This is a genomic window from Marinobacter sp. SS5-14b (assembly GCF_030541005.1).
Lineage (GTDB): Bacteria > Pseudomonadota > Gammaproteobacteria > Pseudomonadales > Oleiphilaceae > Marinobacter.
Map to the genome: position 1 here is coordinate 110,849 of NZ_JASSVM010000003.1, position 26,258 is coordinate 137,106.

Here is a 26,258-nt window from a genome sequence, read left to right on the forward strand (position 1 = left end):
TGGTCAGACGGCGGCGTTGGCGATCCGCTGATGAGCCCGGGCATTCGGGTTCAGTTCTGCAAGCAGTTGGCTGCGCTCCTTGCGGCTTGCCTGGTAGGCGTGCTCTTTCACCGGGCCATAGCCACGAATTTTCGCGGGCAGCGTGGCGAGGTTACGGGCCGCGTTGGCCTGATCCTGGTTCAGGTGTTTCAGCAGAAAAGCCACATCCGCTTCGTATTCCCGAATGATCTTGCGCTCCAGCCGGCGATCGGCGGTGTAACCGAAGGGGTCCAGCGGAGTGCCCCGCAGGCTCCGGGCTTTTGCCAGTAGCGCGAACGCGGTTTCCATCCAGGGGCCGAATTTGAGTTTTCTGGGGCGTTCACCGTTTTTGCTGCGGCTCAGCAGCGGTGGGGCAAGATTGAATTCCAGTTCCACCTCACCTTCAAACTCTGCTTCAAGCTGCTTGCGCAGGCTGCCGTTGCTGAACAGCCGGGCCACCTCGTATTCATCCTTGTACGCCAACACTTTGGCGTAGTTTTCGGCGATCGCCCGGAGCAGCATCGGGTCCCGGCCCAGCCTTTTGGTAATGGTTTGCTCGGCATGGCGAACCAGAGTTTCGTAGCGTTTGGCCAGGGCTCCGTTCTGATACTCGGTGAGGTGCGCTTTGTTGCGCTCGATCAGCTGATCGGTGGTTTCCATCACCTGAACCGTTTGCACCCCGGCGCCTTTGGGCTTCGGAAAAGCCAGGGCGTTGACCTTGTCCAGGTCATGGGCAGCTCGGCGGCCCCAGAGAAATGCCTGTTTGTTTTTGTCGATGGACACGTTGTTCAGTTCGATGGCCCGCTCGATGGCTTCAGCGCTCAAGGGCAGCAGGCCCTGTTGATAGGCGAAGCCCACGGTGAACAGGTTGACCGCCATGCCATCGCCCATCAGTGCCTTGGCCAGGCCGCCGGCGTCGAGGAACCAGCTGTCGTCGGTGCGGCAGGCTTCCCGCACACTCTGCTGCATGGACTCACCGGGGAACTGAATGTCTGGGTCTCGGGTGAAGGCCGCGGGCATAGACGGTTCGGCGTTGACCACCGCGCGGGAGAAGCGGGTGTCCAGCTTGGCCAGGGCGTCATCGGTGGCGGCGACCATCAGATCAAACGCCAGCATCAGGTCCGCCTCGCCAGCGGGAATGCGCACGGCATGAATGTCTTCCTGATGATCGCTGATGCGAATATGGCTGACCACCGCACCGAATTTCTGGGCCAGGCCGGCTTGATCGAGTACCGACACGCCTTTACCTTCAAGATGCGCCGCCATACCCAGCAATGCGCTGACGGTTACTACCCCGGTGCCGCCCACGCCCGTCAGCAGAATGCTGTAAGGGTTGTTGCCGGAAACCGGTGTGGGTTCGGGCGGCGTCGGGAAATCCACATCCGATCGCACACCGGCCGGCTTCTTCAGTTTTCCGCCCTTGACGGTGACAAAACTGGGGCAGAACCCGCGCACGCAAGAGAAGTCCTTGTTGCATGAGGACTGGTCAATGGTGCGTTTGCGCCCCGCGTCGGTTTCCTTGGGCAGGATCGACAGGCAATTGGATTGAATGCCGCAATCACCGCAGCCCTCGCACACGTCGGAGTGAATCATCACCCGCTGTTCCGGGTCGGCCATGGTGCCGCGTTTGCGACGGCGGCGTTTCTCGGCGGCGCAGGTCTGGTCGTAGATGATCACCGAACAGCCCTCGATGTCGCGCAACTCCCGCTGCACTGCATCCAGATCGTCGCGATCGTGAAAGGTGGTGCGGTCGGCGAAGTCGGCTCGGGACGGGTATTTGTCAATATCGTCACTGACCACGGCAATGCGGCGCACGCCTTCGCCATAGAGCTGGTGACTGATCTGCTGCACGGTGAGGGTGCCGTCTACCGGCTGGCCGCCGGTCATGGCTACGGCGTCGTTGTACAGGATCTTGTAGGTGATGTTGGCACCGGAAGCGATGGCGGCACGAATGGCCAGTACGCCGGAATGAAAATAGGTGCCGTCGCCGAGATTCTGGAACACGTGCTTCTGGTGAGTGAACGGTGCCTGGCCCAGCCAGGTGACGCCTTCGCCGCCCATCTGGGTGAAGGTGTCGGTGCCTCGCTCCATCCAGGTGGCCATGTAATGGCAGCCAATACCGCCCAGGGCGCGACTGCCCTCCGGTACCTGGGTCGAGGTGTTGTGGGGGCAGCCGGAGCAGAAGTGCGGCGTGCGCTCCAGTCGCTCCCGGGGGCTGGCAAGGCTGTTTTCTTTCTCGGTCAGGAAGTCGAGCCGCTTCTGCAGCGTGTCGTTGCAGTAGCGGCCGTCCAGCCGTGAGGCGATGGCGCGGGCCACCATGGCGGGTGTCAGTTCGGCGATGGTGGGCAGCAGGTCGTTGCCCTGCTCATCCCGCTTACCAATGACGTTGGGACGCCTGGCATCCTGCCAGCCATAGAGCTGAGCCTTGAGCTGATCTTCAATCAGGCCGCGCTTTTCTTCAACGACCAAGATTTCTTCCAGACCGGTGGCGAACTCGAAAATGCCCTCGGGCTCCAGTGGCCACGGCATCGCGACCTTGTAAACGGCCAGGCCAATGGCCTCGCGCTCGTCCTCGCCCAGGCCAAGGTCTGCTAAAGCCTGAATAACGTCCAGGTAGGCCTTGCCCGTGGTGATAATGCCAAGCCTTGGACGGCTGGCGGAGAGTACGGTGTGGTCCAGCCGGTTGGCCCGGCAGAAGGCTTTGGCGGCTTCCAGCTTGTAGCGTTGCAGGCGTTCTTCCTGCGCCATGGGCTTGTCTGGCCAGCGCGAGTTCAGTCCGCCTTCGGGCATCTGGAAATCCCGGGGAATGCGGATGTTGATGCGGCCGAGATCGAGATTGGCAGAAATGGACGAATCCATGTTCTCCGCCAGTGCCTTGAAGCCGATCCAGCAGCCGCTGAAGCGGGACATGGCCCAGCCATAGAGGCCCATATCCAGAATGTCCTGAATCCCGGCCGGGTTCAGAACCGGCATGGAAGCATCCATGAAGCCGTAGTCGCTTTGATGGGGCAGGGTGGACGATTTGCAGGCATGGTCATCGCCGGCGACGGCCAGCACACCGCCAAAACGGGAGGTGCCAGCGGCGTTGGCGTGTTTGAACACATCGCCGGTGCGGTCAACACCGGGGCCCTTGCCGTACCAGAGGGCGAATACGCCGTCGTATTTGGCGCCTTCAAAAATATTCACCTGCTGGCTGCCCCAGACGGCGGTGGCGCCGAGGTCTTCGTTTACGCCAGGCAGGAAGTGGATGTTCTTTTTGCTGAGGTAGTCGCGGGCTTTCCAGAGGACTTTGTCGAACCCACCCAGGGGCGAACCGCGGTAACCGGAGATAAATCCTGCGGTGTTCAGTCCGTTCTGCTGGTCGAGTTGGGCTTGGAGTAGCGGGAGTCTTGCAAGAGCCTGGCTGCCGTTCATGTAGACAGAGCCGGTGTCTTTTTCCCAGACGTCGTCAAGGCTGACAGGACGCAGCCCCGTTAGGGTGCGTGAAAGATCAGACATTTTGAAATCCTCTCCCACCTGGCCGGATCTCGGCGGTAGGCTCATCTTGTTTTTGTCGTTCCGGCTTTTGACCGGCGTGTCGATTTCAGTGTCCGTCCCGAAGGATTGGCCGGGATGCCCTTGTGGGGCTGGACAGAAAACAAGCTAGATCAAGTTTACGTGAACGTCAACAAGCGGCGATTGCTCCATCTGGCTTTAAATATGATTACCTCATGTAACTGGTTGAGCTTGCGGTATAAAAATTTTCCGGGTCACGGTTAATACCTATTCGCGTTTTTGTGCGTTACGTCATAAGTTCAATAGATGCCTGCATACCCATACCAGTTTCAGTCGCGCAATGTGCGCCTCGAGTTTCTTCGTTTATTACCCATCTCATTGTTTGTGGTGGCGTTTGGTGCTGCCTTTGGTTTGGCGGCGATCCAGAAAGGCCTGTCGCCGCTTGAAGCCATTCTTATGAGTACCACTGTGTTTGCCGGCGCCTCGCAGTTTGCGGCGGTTGATATGTGGGGCGCGCAGGTGTCTGTGCTGCCGATGATGGCGGTGGTTTTTGCAATCAACTCCCGGCACCTGCTGATGGGTGCCTCGCTTTATCCTATGCTGAAAGACGTGCCAACAGGCCGGCGATACGGACTGCTGTTACTGCTGACCGATGCCAACTGGGCGGTGTCGGCCCAGGATTATCAGAATGGCCGGCGCAACCTTGAGGTGATTCTTGGCGGCGGCCTGGTGCTCTGGCTGGCCTGGATCGCCGGCACGGCGTTGGGCGTGTATTTCGGCGGCCTGTTGCAGAATCCGAAGGCTTTGGGGCTGGATATGGTGCTGGGTTGCTTCCTGTTTGCCATGGCGCTGGGTGGCAAGAAATCACCGCGGGTGCTGGTGGCCTGGCTGGTTGCCGGCGTAGCCTCGCTGGCGGCCTGGAAATGGTTGCCGCCCAATATGCACGTGGTGGTGGGCGCGCTTGCCGGTGGTGTCATCGGTTTGTTCTGGCTGGAACCAAAGCCTCAGGAAAAACAGCCAGAGGCGGAGGGTGATCATGGCCATTGAAACCACCACCCTGGGCGTACTGGGGCTGATTGCCATCATGACCCTGACCACTCTGGTGACCCGCTTTGGTGGCGTGTTCATCATGTCGTTCCTGCGTATCAGTCCCCGGATTGAAAGCTTTATCAACACCATGGCCAGCTCGGTGCTGATCGCGATCATTGTGCCCATGGCGGTATCCGGTGATCTCGGTGCCCTGGCCGCACTGGTCGCGACCGGGGTGTCGATGCTGATGCTCCGCAAGCCGTTGCCGGCCATTGCCATCGGCCTTCTGGCCGCCGCCCTGGTGCGTTATTTCGGGTAACGTTTTGATTCAGGGTTGATTAAAAACCACTCAAGTTTTCCGGTTTGGTGCCGTTAACCGCGTCAGGTTAGTGGAGGCGCCAAACCATGATTTCATCCAGTCAGATTTCCCTGTTTCAGAACAGCACCCGCCAGGTTTCGGCGATGGACAGCAGCCAGCTGCGCATCATCCAGCAAAATGGCGGCTTGCCCCAACAGGGACAGCAGGCAGGTGCGACTGAATTGTCGCTGTTCCGGCAGGCGGCGTATCGCTACAGCAGCCAGGAACAACTGGCGTTCAGCGGCGCAAGCCAGGTCAACGGCGATAACCGCACCGCTACCTTTTCCAGCGCCGAACTGATCGAGAAATCCGCCGATTTGTTTCTCCTGGGCCAGCAAGCCCTGACCGTCAGCCGTGCGGCACTGGGGGGCGACGCCGTAGGCGAAGCCCAGGGCAGCTTGTCGGTGACAGCAGGCAAGTATATGTTCTACTCGGAGAGCGAAAGCCGCAGTTTTGCGTCAACCGGCAGCATCAGCCTTGAGAATGGTGAGACCATCGATTTCACCCTGTCTCTGCGCCAGTCTCAGTCCAGAACCTACGAATACTCCGAACTGGTTCAGATTCAGGAACGCCCGCTCACCGACCCTCTGGTGATCAACTTCGGCGCCTCCACCGCCCGCCTCACCGATACCCTGTTTGAATTTGATATGAACGGCGACGGCCAGACCAGCCAGTTTGCCAGTCTGGGAGCCGGCAGTGGCTACCTGGTGTTCGACCGCAACGGTAACGGCAAAGTGGACGACGGCTCCGAACTGTTCGGCCCCCAATCCGGTTCCGGTTTTGGTGAACTGACCAGTTTTGATGACGACGGCAACCGCTGGATCGACGCTAACGACGAAGTGTTCAAATCCCTGTCGGTCTGGGTACAAACGGCCGACGGCGGCGGTGCCCTGCGGTCACTGGATGAGGTAGGTGTGCAGGCATTATATGTAGACAGTGCGGCTGACCGATTCACTCTGGCTAATCCGCAAGGCGTGCCCCTTGGGCAGATTAAAGCGTCCGGCATTTACCTGACCACCGATGGTGAAGTCCGCACGCTGGAAGAACTGGATCTGGCTGAGCAGAACACGGAGAAGGCTCCGGCAGAGATAACGTCGCTCGGTTTTCGCGGCGACAATGGCGTGGGTAATGGAAACTCGAACGGTAATTCAGGTTCCAATGGTAATTCTGACGGTACCGGTCCGGTAGATGCCCGCATTGAAGCCATACAAAAGGCCCTGGAAAAGCTAAACGAGATCCGCGAAAAACAACAGGAATTCATTGAAGCGTCACAAGGGAAAGACAAAGAGAAATCCCCGCTGGATGACTATCTCAATATCATCGACCGGTTACGTCAGCATCTGCTGAACAGCCAGGATGAGAAGAAGCAGGCGGCCAGTCGCTACCTGGAATTCGCAAAGCTCTGATATGCAGCTTGGGAGTCTGAACCGGTCGGGTGGGCCTTCCCAAAAAACGCTGTGAATACGTCCGTGTACGCTTGGCTCCGCCATCCATGGCTACGCACATTTTTGGGAAGGCCCACCCGACCGGTTCTCCCGAACCTACGGAGTGGATTCCGACATCGGATTGGTGTTGCGCAGAGCCAATTCGCCAATTCCCGGCAGCTTGATGCCAAGGGCCAAAGGGTTAACACCAAGAGACAGGCCCAGAATGTTGAGCTCCACGCCTTCGCGCACTCCCGCCAATACCCCGAAATAACCCCCCAGAGAAAGCTGATAACCCCCACCGCCCGGCGTTGATGCGCCGATCCGGCTGCCGAGATAATCTTTACCGATGGCATGATTGGGCAAGGCTACATTCAAATCTGGCGTTTCACGAATGACCCAGGCCACAAAGGTGTTGCTGTTGGGGCCGGGCCAGGCTTCGTACTCTGTTGCATATGGGTAGGAGGCCACAGCCGTGTAAATGTCGGGGATCAGGGCCTTTGCTTGCTTGCCCCGTATATCCGCATAGAGTTCCGGCTTTGCGCCGTACCAGTGTCGGTCCGGATCATCCGGGCGCGAGTTCACAACATGCCGGCGCCACCCGGTCACCTCATGCACCTTGAAGTGATCAGCACCTTCCTCCTTGGTGGCTACCCAGGTATGCACCGCAAAATAGCCACGCCAGCTCCAGGCGCGGGCGCCATAGACCTGTACGATTGCCTCGTGAACCTGTGCCGGGTCGGGCGCGATGCCTGCGCTTTCCCGGGTTGCGGTCTGCCAGCTGTTGCGTTCTGGTTGGCTGCCGCTGGCGGCAAGCAAAATGGGACCAGACAGCAGTAACAGGAGCGCGCCGAGAATCCAGCCAGAATATAGGGCAAATCGTTTCATTCATGGGTTCCTGATAAAGATAGGAGAATACAGAGACTCTACCCACTCAGGTAAGTTCCGGATCACCCGAAAACAATACTTTCCAAAAGGGGCTGGCGGTTATGAGCTGCGAATGGTCCGGCGGCGGATGGATGATGCCAGTTGGTTGATCAGTTCTCGGGCATCACCCTCGTGCAGGCTGTGGCATTTGTCCTGAAGCACCCGGCGGTCGTGACTGGATGAGGCGCTGGTCACTTCCTTCTGCAGGTCCAGATGCTGGCAGGCCGACAGGTGCGCCTTGATCTCGGTATCGATCAGCTGGGTGGTCAGGCCTTCGATGGTTTCGCTGCAGAATGGGCGGTTGCGGTTCAGGAGGTTTCTGGCCTCGATGGCGGCATGTCGGGCTTCGAGTCGCAATTCCCCCGTCGCTTCACCTGCTTCAACGGCCCTTAGAAACATACCCAGCCGTTCGTGCAGGTGCCAAACTTGTGGCCAGATTCGATCATAGGCTTCTTTTTCGGTGCGGTAGAGCGCTTCGTCCAGCAACGAATTCTCGCCCTGAGCTCCGGGTTCTCCGGGGCGATTGAATTGCGCCACGCGGATGTCGTCCACTTCCCGCCAGAGTGTGTCAGAGCGCTCACGCAGAGTCGCCAGCTGTGCCTGGTTTCGGCGCCGTGCGCCCAGAGTAAGGGTGATGGCAATCAGCGCAAGCAGCAGCGCTACGGTCGCAAGCGCAAGCGGCACGCTATCGGATGAGAGCATGCTCCAAAGCGGGCCTGTGTCCATGGTGTTTGACCCCGTCGAAATCCTGTCTTGGTTCTACAGTATAGAGCTTAATCCTGGTCTTGCTGTCGGAAAGGCAGAACCGATTGTGCATCTTCAAAGTAGCCTGCTACCTGCTCGGATTCTTCGCTGATGAAGTGTGCAATCGCGTCGCGGAATCCCGGGTGCAGGATGCCGTGCCAGGAATGGGTGATGACCGGCTCGAACCCGCGTACCAGCTTGTGTTCGCCCTGGGCTCCGGCGTCGAAATGCTGAAGGCCAAGCGCCAGAGCAAGTTCGATGCCCTGGTAGTAACAGGTTTCAAAGTGCAGATGATTGTATTCTTCCAGGCAGCCCCAGTAACGGCCATAGAGCGTATTTTCACCGGCCAGGAATAGCGCTCCGGCAATGATCTCGCCCTCTTTGATTGCCAGAATCAGATGCAAATGCTCCGGCATGGCTTCTCGCAGCTGTTCGAAGAAGGGTTTGTTCAGGTAGGGCGGGCGGCCCCGCTTCAAATACGTGGCTTGATAAAAAATGTAGAAGGCTGACAGAGCCTGGTCTGAAATATCGGGCCCATGTAAGCGTTGAAACCGAATTCCCTGGTCCGCAACCTGGCGCCGTTCTTTGCGAATGGATTTGCGTTTGCGCGAGGTGAGTACTGCCAGAAAATCATCAAAATGTTGGTAGCCCCGATTGTGCCAGTGGAATTGGCAGCCAAGGCGGTGCAATTCCTGGTCATGATTCAGCAGCGATTGATCTGCCTGGTTCGGGAACAGCAAGTGCCAGGAATGGGCACCAACCTCGGCGGTCAGCCTGGTCAGGAGATCGTCGATTATCCGGGGTGATAATTGTGCCCGCAGGTTGTCGCTCAGCAGCAATCTTGGCCCTTGGGACGGTGTAAACGGCACAGCAATCAACAGCTTGGGGTAGTAGGGCAAGCCATGGCGCTGGTAAGCGTCGGCCCAGCCCCAGTCGAAAACGTATTCACCCATTGAATGGTTTTTCAGGAAGGCAGGCGCTACGCCACAGATGTCACCGTTCATCCGGAAAATCAGATGGCTGGGCGTCCAGCCTGTCTCCGCGGTGGTGCAACCTGAGCTTTCCAGAGCCTGGAAAAACTCATAGCGCAGGAATGGATGGCTCCGGCCGGCCAGCCGTTGCCAGTCCTGTTGCGGAATATCGGCAATGCTGGCGCAGGTTTCCAGGGTGATCTCGGGTGAAGCGGGTTCTGCCATGGTGGTGTTCAGACTCAGTTAACGGTCCCCATACCATACGACAGAACCCAGCCTGTGATCACTTCTCGATATCAGCGCAGCGCTTTTCCATCTTCTGCTGCCACTTGCCCATGCGCTCCTGATGCTTTTGCTTGCGTTCCTGGTGAATCTCATCCCAGGTCTCGCGTTGTTCGTCGGTCAGTTTCAGGCGGTCGGCCATTTCAGCATGACGCTTCTGCATTTCCGCCTGCCGCTCAGCACGGTACTCCTTACTGAACTTGCCTTTACCGTCGCGGAAGTTTTCGCACCTTTCGTTCTGCTGCCAATTGCCCCCTTTTTGCCGCATATCCTGGTTTTGTGCCAGGGCGGCAGGGCTGGCGGTGACCATGGCAGTCATCAGAATACCGGCTGTAAGCAAAGCTGTTTTAGCGTTCATTGGTGTTACCTCTCGGGGTTGTCGTTCTATAGCAGCCATCGTACTCCTGACCAGCGTCAGGCAGTGTCAGGCCGGTGTAAAGGTTCCGTAAAGGAGAAATGCCGGGCGTCAGAAGCGCCAGGACACCGTGGTAGACTGTGTTCGGATCTTAAAAGAGGGATGAATATGCAGAACCGGGTATTGCTCATCGAAGACGATGAAGAGTTGAGGCAATTGCTGGCTCGTTATCTGGCGACGCAGGGTTTCAGTGTCAGAGAGGCGGCCAATGGTCGCGATGGTCTTGCCCTTGCTCTGGGCCAGGATTGCGATATTGTCGTTCTGGATATCATGTTGCCTGACATCAATGGCCTTGAAGTGCTGCGGGAGTTGCGTGCCCATACCCACTTACCGGTTGTTCTGCTGACCGCCCGGGGTGATGAGACAGATCGGATTGTCGGCTTTGAAGTCGGTGCCGACGATTACATTCCAAAACCTTGCAACCCCCGGGAGCTGGTTGCTCGCCTGCAGGCTTTGTTGCGGAGGATTGCCTGGGACCAGAAGGCCGATATGGATGCAACCCGTACCTACGGAGATCTTCGGGTTGAACCCGGCCAGCGCCGCATCTATCAAAACGATACCCCCCTTGAATTGACCGCCACTGAATACGAGGTTTTGCAGGTTTTACTGGCCCATGCGGGCAGCGTTGTTCGTAAAACGGATTTGATGCAATGGGCGCTGGGGCGCCGGCTTGAGGCCTATGACCGCACTCTGGATATGCACGTCAGTAATCTGCGCAAGAAACTGGGGAACGATGATCCGCCCCGAATCGAGACGGTACGGGGGTTGGGCTATAGCTATCGGGTGCCTGGCGTATGAAGCGCTTCATGTTCCCCCTGTTCTGGCGTATTTTTCTGTCGATCTGGTTGGCCATGGCGGTGACGGTGATTGCCAGCAACCTGGCCACGCGCTACCTGCTTGATCGTGAGCGGCAAGCAATCGAACGGCAGGTGGGCCTGCAGGAGCTGGCTCGCGAGGCTCTGAACCTGCGAGAGCGACAAGGGCGTGGGGACGCCTGGCGGTTCCTCAGATCCGAAGGCGAACGCCTGGAGTTGCACCTGATGCTTATCGAGAAGGAGCAGGGGCAGCACCGCTTGCCCCGCAGCATCCAGGAGCGCATTCAGTCAGGCTGGTATCCGAACAAGCCTGCCGTGATTGACCTGGATGAGGGCTATCAACTGGTGGCCTGGCCCCGAATGGGGGGTGACGGTTGGCTGGACCCGCGGTTTTTCAGGTTCATCGAGCTGGGCCTGGCGTTTGTGTTGATTTCTCTGGCCTGCTGGTGGATTGCCCGTCTGGTCTCCAGGCCGCTCCGCCATATGGAAGGGACTGCTCGCTCAATTGCCGAGGGTGATACTGACTTGCGGGTGAGCCAACGGATTGCGGGTCGCCGCGACGAAGTGGGTTTGCTGGCCACGGCCTTCAACGCCATGACAGACCGACTGTGCCAGTTACTTGATCGCCAGAATCACCTGTTACGGGATATCTCCCACGATCTGAGAACCCCTCTGGCGCGGCAGCGAGTAGCCATTGAACTGGCCAGTGATGCCGGCGCCGATGCCGCATTGATGGACAGCATCGTGCGCCAGAACGAAAGGCTGGAGACTATGACAGGCCAGATTCTGACCCTGTACCGGGTTTCGGAGAGCGGTGGCTCTATTGCCAGAGAACCCGTCAAGCCATTAACCGTGGTTAACCGGGTTTTGGTAGATGCGGCCGATTATGCTGAACATCGGGGCGTGGACTGTGAGCTGATTGCCGGGGAGGATACCAAGGCCGTGTCGGTACTGGGCGACGCTGGCCTGTTGCAGCGTGCCTTCGATAATGTGCTGCAGAACGCGCTGGATCACACGCCACCGGGCAAGTCGATACACGTGTCGGTGGCCAGGGTGCAGGGGGTGATCGAAGTATCGATTGCCGATGAGGGCCCGGGTGCGCCGGACGAGCTGTTGTCGCACTTGTTCGAGCCGTTCTTCCGAGCGGACAAGTCCCGTGGCGGCAAGGGCTGGGGACTTGGTCTCGCGATTGCCCGCGATATTGTCTACGCCCATGACGGTACTATTACGGCGGACAACTTGCAGGATGGCGGGTTGCAGGTAACTGTTCAGTTACCGATTTTTATCGGCGGCTGATGATCTTTTTTGGTGGGGCGTCGCTGCGTGTTCTGGCTCGGCATCGTCGTCATCGGGTTTAAGGTGAACGGCGGCTGAGAAGTCGATGCCTTCCTGTAACTCGTCTTCATCATAGCGAATGCCGCAGGCGGCTTTTCGGATTTTTGCCGGGCTGGCGGTTCCTGGCTTGTGGTTGTCATGGTCGGATGTCATAGGGTGCCTCATGAGTAAAGATTACCCGGTTCCTGAAGGATACCTTGAGCGCGAAACGGAAGTGAAGAAAAGCCGTTTTATTGCGCGGGTGTACCCTGTCAGCAGTCGTGATCAGGTGCGAGAGCGGGTCGCTGAGGCGCATCAGCAATATCCGGATGCCCGGCATGTTTGTTGGGGGTATCAGATTGGCCGGCCGGGGGCGGCGGCAGAGGCCGCTATGAATGACGATGGCGAACCGTCCGGCACCGCTGGCAAGCCCATTCTGAATGTAATCCAGCACAAAGATATGGGCGATGTTCTGGTGATTGTGATTCGCTATTTCGGTGGCATCAAGCTGGGTGCCGGCGGATTGGTCCGGGCCTATGCCGGTGCCGCCGAGAGTGTGCTTTCCGAGGTTGGGCGGGTTGTTCAACAGGTGCGGGTTCAGGCGCAGGTCGAGCTGGATTTTGCCGATGAGCAGCCTTTGCGGCATTGGTGCGACGGGCATGATGGCAACATCGAATCGATCGACTACAGTGCCCGAGTAAACGCGCTTGTTTCGGTGCCTGAAACCCGACAGGGTGAGTTCGCGGCGTTTTGTGATGCGCAAAAGCTGGATTACCGTTTTGAAACCTGATCCGTGATGTGCGCCGAACCGTCGCTTCCGGGCGTATACTTGTATCCATAACCGCCAATGCAGGAGAAACTTATGCGTGCTCTGTTTATAGCTGCCATGGTTGCCGTGCTGGCAGGGTGTGCAGGTAATGTGGTGACCGATTACAACTCGGCGACGGTGTTTGGCAATTACAGCAGTTGGGCTTATGCGCCGTCGCAACAGGACGCCGCGTTCACGTCGCTGGATGATGCGAGGGTTCGCACGGCGATTGAGCGGGAATTCAATCGGAAGGCCATGAAACAAGTGTCTGATACCGATGCGGACTTGCTCGTCAGTTGGCAGATAGTGCCGGAGGAGCGGCTGGAGCAGACCGGCGTAGGGCTGGGTTTTGGCATCGGCCGAGGCAATTTCGGATGGGCGCTGTCTGCACCGCCGCCGGTTCGCGAGATCACCGAAGGTAAACTGGTGGTTGAGTTAGCTGATCGTCAAAGCTCTGAAGTGGTCTGGCGTGCAGCCAGCCGTCGGTACCTGAACGAAAACCAGTCTCCGGAATCCCGTCGCGAGTTGATTGACGAGGTTGTCTCGGAAATGTTTTCCAAATACCCTCCGGGCCTGAACTGATTACCAGACAGGATTGCGTTCATGGGTATGAAAAAGCGGGAAGGTGGCCTGGTCTTTTCCACTGAGCAGGGCCGTATATGTCCGGAGTGCCGGAACCCGGTTGCTGAGTGCTCCTGCGGGCAGCCAGCGAGGCCGCAGGGCGATGGCGTTGTTCGGGTCAGCCGGGAAACCAAGGGGCGTAAAGGCAAGGGCGTTACGCTGATTACCGGAATTCCTCTGGATGACAACGAACTGAAAGCCTACACCAAAGTGTTAAAAGCGAAATGCGGCACGGGTGGTACAGTAAAGGACGGTGTGGTGGAGATCCAGGGAGATCAGAGGGATATTCTGGTGCCACTTCTTCAGCAAAAAGGCTGGACGGTTAAACGCTCCGGCGGCTGAGGCTTTATCAAAGGCGATTATCGAGGGGAGTCAGGCATGCATGTACTGGTACTGGGCGCTGGGGTCGTTGGTGTTACAACGGCCTGGTATCTTCAGGCGCAAGGGCACCAGGTGACGGTGATCGATCGTCAAAACGCGTCCGGGCTGGAAACCAGTTATGCCAATGGTGGCCAGATTTCAGTCTCCCATGCGGAGCCCTGGGCAAATCCTTCAGCACCACTGAAAGTGCTTAAATGGCTGTTTCAGCCCGATGCGCCTTTGCTGTTCCGGCCCCGGTTAGACCCATACCAATGGCGATGGGCGTTGTCGTTTCTCACCCAGTGCACATCGGCCAAGGCAGCCCACAATATTCGTCAGATGGTCAACCTGGGGACCTATAGCCGAAGCCAGTTACAAGCTTTGCGCAAGGATGCGGGGTTGGAGTACGACCACCTTGAACGCGGCATTCTGCATTTTTATACCAATCCCCAGGAGTTTGATGCAGCCCTGGAGCCGACGCGCATCATGCGAGATCTCGGCTGCGACCGGCAGGTTATTGATGCTGATCGCGCTGTGGAGCTGGAACCGGCGTTGAACGCCATTCGCCACCGTATTGCCGGTGCCACCTACACCTCGGAAGATGAAAGTGGCGATGCCCGGAAGTTCACCCAGGCTCTGGCCAAGCGCTGCCAGGAAGCGGGTGTCGAATTTGTGCACGGCACCGAGGTGCTGGGTTTTGACAAAGCCGGGGACCGGATTCTGGGGGTGCAGTGCCTGAATGAGGGCAAACACCAGATCCTTCGGGCCGACAGTTATGTGTTGAGCCTGGGTAGCTTCAGCGCCGTGCTTGCCCGTAGATTAGGGCTCTTTCTGAATATTTATCCGGCCAAGGGCTATTCGGTCACTGTGCCGGTCAAAAATCAGGACGCAGCGTTTAAAGTCAGCTTGACAGACGATGAGTTCAAATTGGTCTATTCCCGGCTGGGAGACCGCATTCGGATCGCGGGTACCGCCGAGCTGAATGGCTATTCAAGGGACCTCAACTACACCCGATGCCAGGCCATCGTTCGCAGGGCAGCAGAAATCATGCCGGAGGCCGGGTGGTGGGACCAGGCGGAGTTCTGGACAGGGCTGCGGCCAGCCACACCGTCCAATGTGCCTTACATCGGTAAAAGCCATTTCAATAACCTTTACCTGAACACCGGCCACGGGACTCTGGGCTGGACTCATGCCTGTGGTTCTGCGGCGGCACTGGCAGACATTGTTGCCGGGCGCACACCCGATGTGGACTTCACTTTCTCCGGGCTGTAAACCAGACCCACAAAAAAGCCGGCGCCCTGATTTCAGGATGCCGGCTTTGTCGTTTCTGGCTGATCAGTCTTTAAGCTGATCCCTGATCAGCTTCTTGTTGATTTTGCCCACACTGGTTTTCGGAATGTCTTCAACAAAATCAATGTGTTCAGGGATTGCCCATTTGTTGATTTCACCGGACTCTACAAATTGATTCAGGTGCTTCTGGATGTCTTCCAGGGATGCATCCTCACCCTGCTTGAGTGTCACCAGGGCATAGGGCCGCTCTCCCCATTTCTCATCAGGAACGCCGACGACTGCGGCACCCGCTACGGATGGGTGCTGGCTGATCAGGTTTTCCAGGTCGAGTGACGACAACCATTCGCCGCCGGTCTTGATCACATCCTTGATGCGATCCTTGATGGTCAGCATGTTGTTCGCTTCCATGGATGCGACATCGCCGGTGTGCAGCCAACCACCCTGCCAGAGATCCTCGCCTTTCTCGGGTTCCTTGAAATAGCTCTGGGTCAACCAGGGTGCCCGGGCAACCACTTCACCTTTGGCTTCGCCATCGTGGGCAACGGGGTTGCCATCCGGATCGAAAATTTCCAGTTCGACCATAGGCACGGCAATACCGGTTTTCACCCGAATGGCCGTTTGTTCTTCCAGGGGTAGCTCCAGGTCCTCCGGCGTGAGATGGGTGGTGCTCAGCAGAGGGCAGGTTTCCGACATGCCATAACCCGTGTACATGCGGATGCCCAGCCTGGCAGCAGCGTCACAAAGGCCCTTGGTCAATGCGCTGCCGCCAATGAGGACATGCCAGTTGCTCAGGTCCGCGGATTTGATGGACTCCGTGGCCATCATCATCTGCATCACCGTCGGTACACAGTGAGACATGCTCACCTTGTGGGTCTTGATCAGGTCAACCAGCAATTCGGGCTCGTAGCGGCCGGGATAAACCTGCTTTACTCCCAACATGGTGGCTGCGTAGGGCACGCCCCAGGCGTGGACGTGGAACATCGGCGTGACCGGCATATACACGGAGGATGAGCGCAGCAATGGCATCTCATCGTACGCGGAAAGGCTGCCGGTCATGGCCAGCGTGTGCAGTACCAACTGGCGATGGCTGAAGTAAACGCCTTTCGGGTTGCCGGTCGTGCCGGTGGTGTAGAAGGTGGTGGCCACGCTGTTTTCGTCAAAATCCGGGAAGTCGAACCGGCTGTCTGATTTGGCCAACAGAGCTTCGTATTCACCCAGGGTATTGATAGCCGTTGCCTTGGCCGTCTCGTTGTCGGTGACCTGAATCCAGGTTTTGACCGTTTTGACCTCATCTATAACGCCTTCGATGATGGGCATGAAGTCGTCGTGAACCAGCACTACGTCGTCTTCGGCATGGTTCATGGTATAGACAATCTGTTCCGGGGAAAGGCGCACGTTCACCGTATGGAGAATGGCGCCGATCATCGGGATGGCAAAGAAACACTCAAGATACCGGGGCGTGTCCCAGTCCATCACCGCTACGGTATCACCGGGCTTTACGCCAGCATCTGTAAGTGCATTGGCCAGCCGGTGGATGCGCTCAACGAGGTCGGTGTAGGTGTACTTGCTGCGGTTGGCGTAGATGATTTCCTGGTCCGGGTTGTATCGGGGGCCGGACATCAGCAACCGCTTGATCAGAAGGGGATACGGGTAGGCATTGTCTGCTGGCTGGAGAATTCGGGTTTGTGCCATCTCGGAATACCTCTTGTCTTTTGTTATTGGTCCCAGGGGTTGCCTTGGGTGTTCTCCATGGATTTCACGCCGATATGCATGGCGGCTTTGGCCAGCATGTTCGCGCTGACCGGGGCGGTCATCAGCAGAAATACGGTGATCAGTATTTCCGATATGCCAAGACCCTGGCCGGTACTGCTGAAATAAATAACGGAACTGAGCATGATGGCGCCCACCCCCAGTGTGGTGGCCTTGGTGGGCCCGTGCAACCGCGTGAAGAAGTCGGGCAATCGGGCCAGCCCAATGGCGCCGATCAAGGTAAAGGCGCCGCCGAGGACGAGCAGGGCAGATATCACATATTCAGCAAGCTGACTCATAGCAAATCTCCTTCGGCCCGGTTATTCAATCACGCTGCCGCGTTTGAGGTATTTGGCCATGGCCACCGTGCCCACAAAGCCCATGACGGCGATCAGCAGCGCGGCTTCCAGGTACATGCGTGTGCTCAGTGCAATACCGAGCAAAATAATCAGGGCAATGGCGTTGATGTACAAAGTGTCGAGGGCCAGCACCCGGTCAGGGGCATCGGGGCCGACGATCAGGCGAAAGACGTTGAGCAGCGCAGCGGCAATGACCATGGCAATGGTCAAATAAAGTGCAATGGTCATCATTGGAACATCTCCATCAACGGCTTTTCGTAGCGTTTGTGGATGGCGTCAATCACCTGCTGATCGTCGTCGGCATCCAGAGCATGTATCAGCAGCGTTTTGTTGTCATCGCTGATGTCGGCGCTTACGGTGCCGGGGGTCAGTGAAATGGTGCTGGCAAGAATGGATATGGCCAGTGGGTGATCCAGCTGAAGCGGGTAGCAGACGAAAAACGGGTTCGGTTTGCGGGGGCTCAGGATCAGCTTCGCGACGGAAAAGCTTGCGATCACGATGTCCCACAGGACCACAATCAGGTAAACCGGCATTCGCCAGGCTTTCATGAATGCCGGCCGTTCCGGCCAGAAGCCCTGGGTAATCTGCGGGATCAGCCATGCCAGGATCAGCCCCATAACCACGCTGGCGCCGGAGACACCTTCACTCAGAAATTGCCAGATGGTGAAGAGAATCAGGCTGAGCCAGGGTTGAGGGAAACTCAGACGGTCAAGCATCAGTTGTCCTCCCCGACCATTCGGGTCTGAAGAATCTCGGTGTAGGCCGAAGCATCAAACAGTTGCGCGGCGGTGGCGTCGGTGTACTCGGTAATCGGGCCGGCCAGAGCAACAATAACGACCGTCAGGGCGATCAGAGCACCGGCAGACACAGACACCGTGCCTTTCAGCGGCTGCGGGCTTTCCAGGTGACCATCCACGGTGCGCCAGAACACAATGCTGCCAGCGCGGCTGTAGGCAATCAGCGACAGGAAACTGCCGATCAGAAGCACCGACCACAGCCAGGCCATTTGCGGCCCGGACTCCACGGATTTCAAAATCAGCACCTTGCCAAAGAAACCGCTCAGGGGTGGCAGCCCGGCGGCGGCTACGGCACCCATCATGAACAGAACGCTCAGGAATGTCCGGTGGCGCATTTTCGGTGCGGTGATGATCCGGTCACCCGCGCTGCCTCGCTGGCTGGACACCAGCTCTGCAACCAGAAACAGCCCGGCGACTGTCCAGGTGGTGCTGACGAGATAGAACATGGCTGCAGACAGCCCTTTTTCAGAGCCCAGCGCCACCGGGGCCAGTAACGTGCCAACCGAGATAATGACCTGCCAGGCAATCAGGGTTTTCAGGTTGTCCGCCCCAAGAGCGCCTATAACACCCATCGCCAGGGTGATCAGTGCAAGAGGAAATAGCCAATCCATGCCCAAATTTGCAAGTTGGCCGGCATCGTCCCCGAACATCAGCACATAAATGCGAATGATCGCGTAAACGCCTACCTTGGTCATCACCGCAAACAGCGCAGAGACCGGTGCGGTAGCCTTGGCATAAGCCTTCGGCAGCCAGAAACACAGGGGCAACAGGGCGGCCTTCAGGGCAAAGACCACCAGCAGCATCATGGCGCCTGCTTCGACGAGGTTCCGGCTCTCACCGGTGACTTGCGGTATTTTCACCGCCAGGTCTGCCATATTCAGGGTGCCGGTGACGCTGTAGATCATGCCAACGGCGATCAGAAAGATGGCCGAGCCGACCAGGTTCAGCACCACATAGTGAAGCCCTGGAACGGTGCGAACCGTGCCGCCACCATGCATCAACAATCCGTAAGAGGCGATCAGAAGTACTTCGAAGGCCACAAACAGGTTGAACAGGTCCCCGGTCAGGAACGCGATGTTCAGGCCCATCAGCTGGAACAGGAACAGCGTGTGGAATTGTCGGTTGCCTTCATCGGCACCACCGATCGAAAACAGGTGGGCGAACAGCGCCAGCACGGATGTCATCACCAGCATCAACGCCGCCAATCGGTCAAGAACCAGCACAATGCCAAAGGGTGGCTGCCAATTACCGAACGCGTAAATGCGATAGCTGCCGTCATTGGCCAGCGAGACCAATATCAGGGAGGACACCAGAATCAGCACGGTGGTGGCAATGGCCAGTGTGCGCCGCAGGCTGATCGGAGCATAACCCATAAAGGTTTGAACGATGCCACCGAGCAGCGGAATAACAATGGGTGCGATAAGCCAGTGGTTCATTTGCCGGGTTCCTCCTCTTCCTGCGCGCGATCGGCAGGATGTTCCGGCGGGCAGCCGTCTACGTGGTCGTCTTCGTTGTCAGCCAGGTTGCGCAAAGACAGCACCACGACAAATGCGGTCATGGCAAAGCCGATGACGATGGCCGTCAGCACCAGAGCCTGGGGCAGAGGGTCGGCGTAGATCTCTGTACTGCCAATGATCGGTTGCTGGCCGGTGCTGAGCCGGCCGGAGGCAAACAGAAACAGGTTGACGCCATAGGACAGCAAGGTCAGTCCCATCACCACGGGGAAGGTTCGGGCCCTAAGCAGGAGGTAAACACCAGACGCCGTTAGTGCGCCGATGACCAACGCGAATATCAGTTCCATTACGAATCCTCCCTTGGACTTTTGATCGCCGAGTGGGGCGACAGCCGGCCGATGCTGACCAGTGCCAGCATGGTGGCGCCAATGACCGCCAGATACACCCCGAGATCAAAGACCAGGGCCGACGCTACTTCGAACTTGCCAACCACCGGCCAGGTAATGTAGCCGAAGGTGGAGGTGAGGAACGGATAGCTGAAGGCCAGGCTGCCGGCTCCGGCAATGGTGGCAAACAGCAGTCCAAGGCCGATGACGTTGTGGTACTTGATGCGAATTCTGTCCTGAGTCCAGTCCATGCCGCTGGCAATGTACTGGATGACCAGCGCAACCGAGGTGATCAAGCCGGCAATGAAGCCACCACCGGGCATGTTATGACCCCGGAGGAAGATGTAGGCGGAAATCATCAGGGCCAGTGGCAGCATGGGGCGCGCGATCTGTTTCAGCATCAACGGATGGGCGTCCCGGGTCCAGGTGTGGCCCTGACCATCCCCCGGTGGCGGGGTGAGGGCGGTATTCTTGAGCATGGCGTAAATTCCGAGGGCTGCAATGGCCAGCACAGTAATTTCACCCAGGGTATCGAAGCCCCGGAAGTCCACCAGAATAACGTTAACCACGTTGGTGCCACCGCCGCCTGGCTTGCTGTTGGCGAGGAAAAATTCGGAAATAGACGAGAACGGCTGGGTCAGCATGGCCAGGGTTATCAGGGTCATACCTGCACCAGCCACCAGAGCCAGGGCTACATCCCGGGTACGCCGCCCCGGTGACGTTTCCAGCGGCGTCCAGGAGGGCATGTAATACAGCGCCAGCATCAGCAGCACAATGGTTACAACTTCAACCGATAGCTGTGTCATGGCAAGGTCGGGAGCGGAGAACCGGGCGAAGGCCAGCGCTACAATCAGCCCGACAACGCTCAGCAGTACCAGAGCGGTAAAGCGCTCGCGGTGCAGAAAGGCGGTCGCCAGTGCCGAGACTATCAAGACTACGGCACTGATGCCTGTTGGCCAGTCGACGGGTGACAAGCCGTTTTCACCGACGAACACTCCCAGGTCAATCAGGGGCGTAGCGGCTACCGCTATAACGCTGGCAACCAGCAGCACGGCGTAGCGCTGCAGCGAACCGTTCTCGACGAGTGCAGTGAAGCGCTGAGCAAGATCAACAAAGCGGGAAACCACCGCCTCGAACACGGCTTTTTCATCCACTTCCTTGAACCGGGCGTGAAAATCGAAAAACCGCTGGCGCTGGCTGTACATCAGTAAGCCACCCACAAAGGCGGCGAGGCTCATCATCAAAGGCAGATTAATGCCATGCATGACGGCCAACTGATAGTCGGGCACCTCACCGCCAAGCGTGGCCTGGGCCGCAGAAAACAACAGCGGGCCTACCGAAATCGCGGGGAACATGCCCACCATGACACAGGCAAAAACCAGGATTTCCACTGGGATTTTCATGTACCTGGGGGGTTCGTGGGGCGGGTAGATAGGCAGGTTTACCGGTTTACCGTTAAAAAATACGTCGTGGATAAAGCGGGCGGAATAGGCCACCGCAAAAATGCCAGCCAGCGTTGCGACGATGGGGGGTATCCAGGCCCAGAAGCCTGGCAGGTTCAACTCCAGGGCTTCGGCGAAGAACATTTCCTTGCTCAGAAAGCCGTTCAGCAGCGGTACACCCGCCATCGAAGAAGCCGCTACCATGGCCAGCGTGGCGGTGTGCGGCATATAACGCCAGAGACCGTTGATCCGTCGCATATCCCGGGTGCCGGTTTCATGGTCGATAATGCCGGCCGCCATAAAAAGGGACGCCTTGAAGGTGGCGTGGTTGATGACATGGAACAGCGCCGCCACCGCCGCCAGATTTGTACCCATGCCGAACAACAGGGTGATCAGGCCCAGATGACTCACCGTGGAGTGTGCCAGCAAGCCTTTCAGATCGTGCTTGAACATCGCGACATAGGCGCCAATAAGCAGGGTGGCCATACCGGTAAAGCTCACCATGTAGAACCACTGTTCGGTGCCGGCCAGAGCCGGATAGAGCCGCGCCATCAGGAATACCCCAGCCTTAACCATGGTGGCAGAGTGCAGATAAGCCGACACCGGAGTAGGCGCCTGCATGGCGTGGGGCAGCCAGAAATGGAATGGGAACTGGGCCGATTTGGTGAACGCGCCTAACAGCACCAACGTCAGCGCCACTGGATACATCGCGTGAGACTTGATCAGGTCGCCGGCGGCAAGTACGTCATCCAGCTCGAAACTTCCGACAATGTTGCCGATGATCAGAATGCCGGCCATCAGCGCCAGACCGCCACCGCCGGTCACGGCAAGCGCCATCCGGGCGCCACGGCGGGCATCCTGTTTATGGCTCCAGAAGCTGATCAGCAGAAACGAGGTCAGGCTGGTCAGTTCCCAGAAAATCAGCATCAGCAGCAAATTGCCCGACAACACAATGCCCAGCATTGACCCCTTGAAGCACAACAGAAGAGCATAAAACTTACCGACGTTTTCATTGGGCTTCAGGTAATAGCGGGCATAAAGAATGATCAGCAACCCGATGATCAGAATCAGCAGCGCGAACATCAGCGCCAGACCATCCAGCCGGAATGAAAGCGAAAGCCCTATTGCTGGCAGCCATTCATAACTGTGCAGCACCACGCCGCCGTCTGCCAGTGTATCCCAGTGTGGAAACAGTGCAGCCAGGGCAATCAGAGCCGGCACGGAAGACGCGATGGCAATTGCGGTGCGCCCGCCCTGTGCAAACAGGGGGGCCGCAATCGCGCCCAGAAAAGGCAGTAGTACAACCAGCGGTAGCGACATCGCAACCTCGATGTTGGTGTTCTCAGGCGTGAATTAAGACGACGGACCAGAGAAGTTTAGCGGTCGGTCTGTCGTCCTGCACAGAAACCGGGCAAGCCCAGGCGTTGACAGGTGTCAGCCGTGGAAAGGCGGGTCAGGGAAATAGGGGAGACGCCCCCGCTGCAATACGATATCGGCGGTCAGGGGATACCCCGGGGAATCTGTGCAGCCGTGGGACCTTGCGGTCATGGGTGCTCCGTCAGTCAAACTTGAAATCCGATGATACGTGCCCCGTCCGGAAGGTCAAGTCAACTTGCCATTGATCAAGTGTATACTGCGCATAAATATTCTTTTGAGAGAGCCCTATGAGCGCAACCTATCCCAACCTGCTGAAACCTCTCGACCTCGGCTTTACTGAGCTGAAAAACCGGGTGTTGATGGGCTCTATGCACACCGGCCTGGAAGACCGGTTCTGGAACATCCACAAATTCGCCCGGTATTTTGCCGAGCGGGCTGAAGGTGGTGTTGGTCTTATGGTGACGGGCGGGTTCTCGCCCAATCTCGTCGGTCAGCTGGCTCCCCTGTCGTCAACCATGAATAACCGGGCCAGCGCCTTGCTGCACCGACACGTGACGGGTGCCGTCCATGAAGCCGGAGGCAAGATCTGCCTGCAGCTATTGCATGCGGGCCGCTACGGTTACCAACCGCTGATTGTCTCGGCGTCGGCGACGAAAGCCCCGATCAGCCCGTTCAAGGCGCGGGCCTTGTCGACAAAAGGGGTCGACAGGCAAATCAACGATTTCGTGAATGCTGCAAAACTGGCCAAATTTGCCGGTTATGACGGCGTTGAAGTGATGGGATCAGAAGGCTACTTCATCAACCAGTTCCTTTGCGAGCGCACCAACCAGCGCAAAGACAAGTGGGGTGGACCCTACGAGAACCGTATGCGACTGCCGGTGGAAATTGTCCGGCGTATGCGCGAAGCCGTCGGCCCCGAGTTCATCATTATCTACCGCCTGTCGATGCTGGACCTGGTGGAAGGTGGTCAAACCTGGGATCAGATCGTCTCACTGGGCAAGGCGATCGAACAGGCGGGCGCAACCATAATCAATACCGGCATTGGTTGGCACGAAGCCCGGGTACCCACCATTGTCACGTCGGTGCCGCGAGGTGGCTTCGCCGACGTGACGGCCAAGTTTTACGGTGAGGTTGGCATTCCTTTGTGTACCACTAACCGCATCAATACGCCGGAGAAAGGTGAAGAGATATTGGCCGCGGGTAAGGCTGATATGGTGTCCATGGCCCGGCCATTGCTGGCGGACAGTGAGTTTGTGCGCAAGGCGGAACAGGGCCGTAGTGATGAAATCAACACCTGCATTGCTTGTAATCAGGCCTGCCTTGATCACGTGTTCCAGGCCAAGCGTGCTTCCTGCCTTGTTAATCCCCGGGCCTGTTATGAGACGGAGCTGGTGCTCACCGTGGCACCGGTCGTGCGTCGGGTTGCGGTCGTTGGTGCCGGTCCTGCTGGCCTGGCCGCGGCTACCACCGCCGCAAAGCGCGGCCACAAAGTGACCCTGTTCGAAGCTGACGACAAGATTGGCGGCCAGTTCAACTACGCCAAGCGCATTCCGGGCAAGGAAGAATTCTATGAAACACTGCGCTATTTCCAGCGCCAGATCGAATTGCTGGAAATCGACCTGAAGCTCAACACCCGGGTGGATGCACAGTCTTTGTCAGATCAGGGCTTTGATGACGTCATTATTGCCACCGGTGTGAAACCCCGAACACCCAACATTCCCGGTGTCGACCACCCGAAAGTCCTGGGGTACCTGGATGTGCTCCGTCATAACAAACCGGTAGGTGATACGGTGGCGGTCATCGGCGCTGGCGGCATCGGTTTTGATATCAGTGAGTTCCTGACCCAAAACTTCGGCCGGCACCCGGAAGGGGAGCAGGTCAGTGTTGCGGACTGGCAGGCGGAGTGGGGTGTTAACCCCGAATTCGAAGGGCCGGGCGGCCTCGCCGAGCGCCTGCCAACGCCTTCGCCGCGAAAGGTTTACCTGATGCAGCGGAAAACCGGCAAAGTCGGCGGCAGCCTGGGTAAAACCTCCGGCTGGGTTCACCGCAGCAGCCTGAAACACCGGGAGGTTGAAATGCTCAGGGGCTGCCGTTACGACCGCATCGACGACGAAGGGTTGCACATTACCCTGACGGATAAAGATGGCAAGGTTCTGGGGCAGAAGGTGTTGCCTGTGGATAATGTGATCCTCTGCGCGGGTCAGGAGCCCTTCAGGGAACTGTTCGACCAGCTTTCAGAGTGTGGCGTGAAAGCGCACCTGATCGGCGGTGCGGATGTGGCTGAAGAACTTGATGCAAAACGCGCTATTCGTCAGGGCACCGAAGTGGCCGCGGGCATCTGAAGCCGCCGAAAAACGGCAAAAGGTGACCGTAAAAGGCACTTGGTAGCCGGCTGGGTCAGCCGGCTACCGAATGGATTTCAATGCGCTCGCAATGGCCTCCGCCTCTGCTTCGAGCACCTGGCACCGCAGGCTTTGACCCTGTTGAAGCGCATGTTCAATCTGCTTGCGCTTCATGTCGTACAGCCGGCTCAGAATGTCTGACTGGCTTTGTCTCATCAGTGCGTTCATGGCGGACCTCCCCCTATGTGCACCTGTCGGTATTCTTTACGCTACAGGCCGGAACACCGGCCTTCTGCCAAACCCGCTGCATAACCCGCGCCAGAAAGCCTCGTTGCGATACTCAGCGCCCAAACCGTGACCGATAAACCCCCGGTGCCATGCCGGTGTGTTTCCTGAACAGACGGCTGAAAGAACTGACGTCCTCATAGCCCACCAGACGAGTGATCGCCTCCACGGACACCCGCGAATTCTCGAGATACTGCCGGGCCGCCTCAATTCGAAGGGTTTGCAGGTAACCCGTGGGTGTATCGCCCGTTGCGTCTTTGAAGCGGCGAATCAAAGAACGCTCCGTCAGCCCGCTCATGGCGGCTAACGATGGCAAAGTAACGGCCTGATGGAAATGATCATCCAGCCAGTCCTGCAGCTTCAGGATCGGCTTGTCAGAGTGGTAACGCCGAGCTTGCAGAGCACTGTATGGCGCCTGACTGGTGCGCCCGGCATCAATTACAAACGCCTTCGCCAACTCCCGGGCCACCTGCGCCCCCGCAAGCCGCTCCACCAGATACACCCCCAAATCCCACCAGGCCATACCGCCCCCGGCACAGGCCACCGCCCCGTCAACCGTCACCAGCTTCTCCGGCCGTAAATCCACCGCTGGAAACCGCTCCCGGAACTGATTACTGAAGCCCCAATGGGTTGTCGCCTCCCGTCCGTCCAACAACCCTGCCGCTGCCAGCAAAAACGCCCCGGTACAGTTACTTGCTACGCGGACATCGCCGGGATTTGTGTCCTGAAGCTGTGAAAGCCACTGAATTAACGAGTTGTTTGTTTGCAGAATCTCATCAATGGGCGCGCCAATGGTCGGAATAATCAGCAAGTCATCCGCACCCAGCCCGTCAACCTCTTGCCAGGAACCGTCGGCCAGCAATGTCACACCATTAATGCACCGGCAGGGCTCGCCGTTCTCGGTCAGCAGCCGGGTTCTGAACTGTGCATGGGGCTGCTCCCCGTGAATCCGGGCCCAGGTCACCCCGGCCATGCGGAATAAATCGATCATCCCGGTGATGGCGCTGGCGAGAGCCCCGTTGAAGCCGATGATAGTGACGGTTTTCAATGGTTCGGTTCCTGTATGGCGGCAATCTCTCAATCAGGCCACTGGCGTGGGTACCGCCTTCCGGGAGTGTGTGCAGCAGGGAAGCTGCGCTCAAGCCCCCACGGACGGGTTCACGGCGTCTCCCGGAAGGCGGTACCCATGACAGTGG

At 58.1% G+C, this 26,258-nt stretch carries 25 protein-coding genes; 10 read left to right on the top strand and 15 right to left on the bottom strand.

Annotation, left to right across the window (positions count from 1 at the left end; translation table 11 throughout):
- Positions 1 to 3 precede the first annotated feature (3 nt).
- Entirely contained in the window at positions 4 to 3,516 is a 3,513-nt protein-coding gene (locus QPL95_RS08180) for an indolepyruvate ferredoxin oxidoreductase family protein (RefSeq protein WP_303290492.1), read from the bottom strand.
- Positions 3,517 to 3,819: 303 nt separating this feature from the next.
- Between QPL95_RS08180 and QPL95_RS08185 the strand changes: the two genes are divergently transcribed.
- The 3 genes from QPL95_RS08185 to QPL95_RS08195 all read left to right on the top strand — a co-directional run bounded on the left by QPL95_RS08185 (position 3,820) and on the right by QPL95_RS08195 (position 6,306).
- Positions 3,820 to 4,560 carry an AzlC family ABC transporter permease gene (locus tag QPL95_RS08185; RefSeq protein ID WP_303290493.1) on the top strand — a complete coding sequence of 247 codons (741 nt, stop codon included), beginning with the start codon at positions 3,820 to 3,822 and terminating at the stop codon, positions 4,558 to 4,560.
- Positions 4,550 to 4,861, top strand: coding sequence for an AzlD family protein (locus QPL95_RS08190; protein WP_303290494.1), 312 nt, complete (start codon positions 4,550 to 4,552; stop codon positions 4,859 to 4,861). Before QPL95_RS08185 ends, QPL95_RS08190 begins: the two co-directional genes overlap by 11 nt.
- Before the next feature lie 86 nt (positions 4,862 to 4,947).
- Positions 4,948 to 6,306, top strand: a complete 1,359-nt coding sequence (locus tag QPL95_RS08195) for a hypothetical protein (protein ID WP_303290495.1) — start codon at positions 4,948 to 4,950, stop codon at positions 6,304 to 6,306.
- Positions 6,307 to 6,441: 135 nt separating this feature from the next.
- Here QPL95_RS08195 and QPL95_RS08200 read toward each other — a convergent pair whose 3' ends face one another.
- The 4 genes from QPL95_RS08200 to QPL95_RS08215 form a co-directional block, all read right to left on the bottom strand.
- Positions 6,442 to 7,212, bottom strand: coding sequence for a DUF3750 domain-containing protein (locus QPL95_RS08200; RefSeq protein ID WP_303290496.1), 771 nt, complete (start codon positions 7,210 to 7,212; stop codon positions 6,442 to 6,444).
- 99 nt (positions 7,213 to 7,311) lie between these two features.
- Entirely contained in the window at positions 7,312 to 7,977 is a 666-nt protein-coding gene (locus tag QPL95_RS08205) for a hypothetical protein (RefSeq protein ID WP_303290497.1), read from the bottom strand.
- A 47-nt stretch (positions 7,978 to 8,024) separates the two neighbouring features.
- Complete coding sequence (locus QPL95_RS08210) at positions 8,025 to 9,191, bottom strand: GNAT family N-acetyltransferase (RefSeq protein ID WP_303290498.1); 1,167 nt, start codon at positions 9,189 to 9,191, stop codon at positions 8,025 to 8,027.
- A 58-nt stretch (positions 9,192 to 9,249) separates the two neighbouring features.
- Positions 9,250 to 9,606 (bottom strand): Spy/CpxP family protein refolding chaperone, encoded by a 357-nt coding sequence (locus tag QPL95_RS08215; protein ID WP_303290499.1) that lies wholly within the window; start codon positions 9,604 to 9,606, stop codon positions 9,250 to 9,252.
- Positions 9,607 to 9,771: 165 nt separating this feature from the next.
- On the opposite strand from QPL95_RS08215, the gene QPL95_RS08220 reads away from it, so the two are divergent.
- Both QPL95_RS08220 and QPL95_RS08225 read left to right on the top strand, forming a co-directional pair.
- Positions 9,772 to 10,461, top strand: coding sequence for a response regulator transcription factor (locus QPL95_RS08220; RefSeq protein ID WP_303290818.1), 690 nt, complete (start codon positions 9,772 to 9,774; stop codon positions 10,459 to 10,461).
- Positions 10,458 to 11,774, top strand: a complete 1,317-nt coding sequence (locus QPL95_RS08225) for a HAMP domain-containing sensor histidine kinase (RefSeq protein WP_303290500.1) — start codon at positions 10,458 to 10,460, stop codon at positions 11,772 to 11,774. Before QPL95_RS08220 ends, QPL95_RS08225 begins: the two co-directional genes overlap by 4 nt.
- Here QPL95_RS08225 and QPL95_RS08230 read toward each other — a convergent pair.
- Entirely contained in the window at positions 11,751 to 11,966 is a 216-nt protein-coding gene (locus QPL95_RS08230; RefSeq protein WP_303290501.1) for a hypothetical protein, read from the bottom strand. The genes QPL95_RS08225 and QPL95_RS08230 overlap by 24 nt on opposite strands.
- Positions 11,967 to 11,976: 10 nt before the next feature.
- Between QPL95_RS08230 and QPL95_RS08235 the strand changes: the two genes are divergently transcribed.
- The 4 genes from QPL95_RS08235 to QPL95_RS08250 all read left to right on the top strand — a co-directional run bounded on the left by QPL95_RS08235 (position 11,977) and on the right by QPL95_RS08250 (position 14,853).
- Positions 11,977 to 12,582 carry a YigZ family protein gene (locus QPL95_RS08235; protein WP_303290502.1) on the top strand — a complete coding sequence of 202 codons (606 nt, stop codon included), beginning with the start codon at positions 11,977 to 11,979 and terminating at the stop codon, positions 12,580 to 12,582.
- Positions 12,583 to 12,654: 72 nt separating this feature from the next.
- On the top strand, positions 12,655 to 13,182 hold the full coding sequence (locus QPL95_RS08240; protein ID WP_303290503.1) for a DUF4136 domain-containing protein: 528 nt from the start codon (positions 12,655 to 12,657) through the stop codon (positions 13,180 to 13,182).
- 21 nt (positions 13,183 to 13,203) lie between these two features.
- Positions 13,204 to 13,563 (top strand): translation initiation factor Sui1, encoded by a 360-nt coding sequence (locus tag QPL95_RS08245; RefSeq protein ID WP_303290504.1) that lies wholly within the window; start codon positions 13,204 to 13,206, stop codon positions 13,561 to 13,563.
- A gap of 36 nt (positions 13,564 to 13,599) precedes the next feature.
- Positions 13,600 to 14,853, top strand: a complete 1,254-nt coding sequence (locus QPL95_RS08250) for a D-amino acid dehydrogenase (RefSeq protein ID WP_303290505.1) — start codon at positions 13,600 to 13,602, stop codon at positions 14,851 to 14,853.
- Between the two features lie 63 nt (positions 14,854 to 14,916).
- Here QPL95_RS08250 and QPL95_RS08255 read toward each other — a convergent pair whose 3' ends face one another.
- From QPL95_RS08255 to QPL95_RS08285, 7 genes are read right to left on the bottom strand one after another with little or no spacing between them, the layout of a single operon-like run.
- Positions 14,917 to 16,563: a fatty acid--CoA ligase gene (locus QPL95_RS08255; RefSeq protein WP_303290506.1), complete on the bottom strand. Its 1,647-nt coding sequence runs from the start codon at positions 16,561 to 16,563 to the stop codon at positions 14,917 to 14,919.
- Positions 16,564 to 16,586: 23 nt separating this feature from the next.
- Positions 16,587 to 16,919 (bottom strand): Na+/H+ antiporter subunit G, encoded by a 333-nt coding sequence (locus QPL95_RS08260; RefSeq protein ID WP_303290507.1) that lies wholly within the window; start codon positions 16,917 to 16,919, stop codon positions 16,587 to 16,589.
- A 21-nt stretch (positions 16,920 to 16,940) separates the two neighbouring features.
- Positions 16,941 to 17,210: a K+/H+ antiporter subunit F gene (locus QPL95_RS08265; protein WP_303290508.1), complete on the bottom strand. Its 270-nt coding sequence runs from the start codon at positions 17,208 to 17,210 to the stop codon at positions 16,941 to 16,943.
- Positions 17,207 to 17,695, bottom strand: coding sequence for a Na+/H+ antiporter subunit E (locus QPL95_RS08270; RefSeq protein WP_303290509.1), 489 nt, complete (start codon positions 17,693 to 17,695; stop codon positions 17,207 to 17,209). The genes QPL95_RS08265 and QPL95_RS08270 overlap by 4 nt, the downstream gene beginning before the upstream one ends.
- Positions 17,695 to 19,212: a monovalent cation/H+ antiporter subunit D gene (locus QPL95_RS08275; protein ID WP_303290510.1), complete on the bottom strand. Its 1,518-nt coding sequence runs from the start codon at positions 19,210 to 19,212 to the stop codon at positions 17,695 to 17,697. Before QPL95_RS08275 ends, QPL95_RS08270 begins: the two co-directional genes overlap by 1 nt.
- Positions 19,209 to 19,577, bottom strand: a complete 369-nt coding sequence (locus QPL95_RS08280) for a Na+/H+ antiporter subunit C (RefSeq protein ID WP_303290511.1) — start codon at positions 19,575 to 19,577, stop codon at positions 19,209 to 19,211. The genes QPL95_RS08275 and QPL95_RS08280 overlap by 4 nt, the downstream gene beginning before the upstream one ends.
- Positions 19,577 to 22,378, bottom strand: a complete 2,802-nt coding sequence (locus tag QPL95_RS08285; RefSeq protein WP_303290512.1) for a monovalent cation/H+ antiporter subunit A — start codon at positions 22,376 to 22,378, stop codon at positions 19,577 to 19,579. The genes QPL95_RS08280 and QPL95_RS08285 overlap by 1 nt, the downstream gene beginning before the upstream one ends.
- A gap of 344 nt (positions 22,379 to 22,722) precedes the next feature.
- Between QPL95_RS08285 and QPL95_RS08290 the strand changes: the two genes are divergently transcribed.
- Positions 22,723 to 24,777: an NADPH-dependent 2,4-dienoyl-CoA reductase gene (locus tag QPL95_RS08290; RefSeq protein ID WP_303290513.1), complete on the top strand. Its 2,055-nt coding sequence runs from the start codon at positions 22,723 to 22,725 to the stop codon at positions 24,775 to 24,777.
- Between the two features lie 63 nt (positions 24,778 to 24,840).
- Here the strand turns inward: QPL95_RS08290 and QPL95_RS08295 are convergent, their stop codons facing one another.
- The gene (locus tag QPL95_RS08295) at positions 24,841 to 25,005 is read right to left on the bottom strand and encodes a hypothetical protein (RefSeq protein ID WP_303290514.1); all 165 of its coding nucleotides are present in this window, start codon (positions 25,003 to 25,005) and stop codon (positions 24,841 to 24,843) included.
- A gap of 112 nt (positions 25,006 to 25,117) precedes the next feature.
- Positions 25,118 to 26,110 carry a GlxA family transcriptional regulator gene (locus QPL95_RS08300; RefSeq protein WP_303290515.1) on the bottom strand — a complete coding sequence of 331 codons (993 nt, stop codon included), beginning with the start codon at positions 26,108 to 26,110 and terminating at the stop codon, positions 25,118 to 25,120.
- Between the last annotated feature and the right edge of the window lie 148 nt (positions 26,111 to 26,258).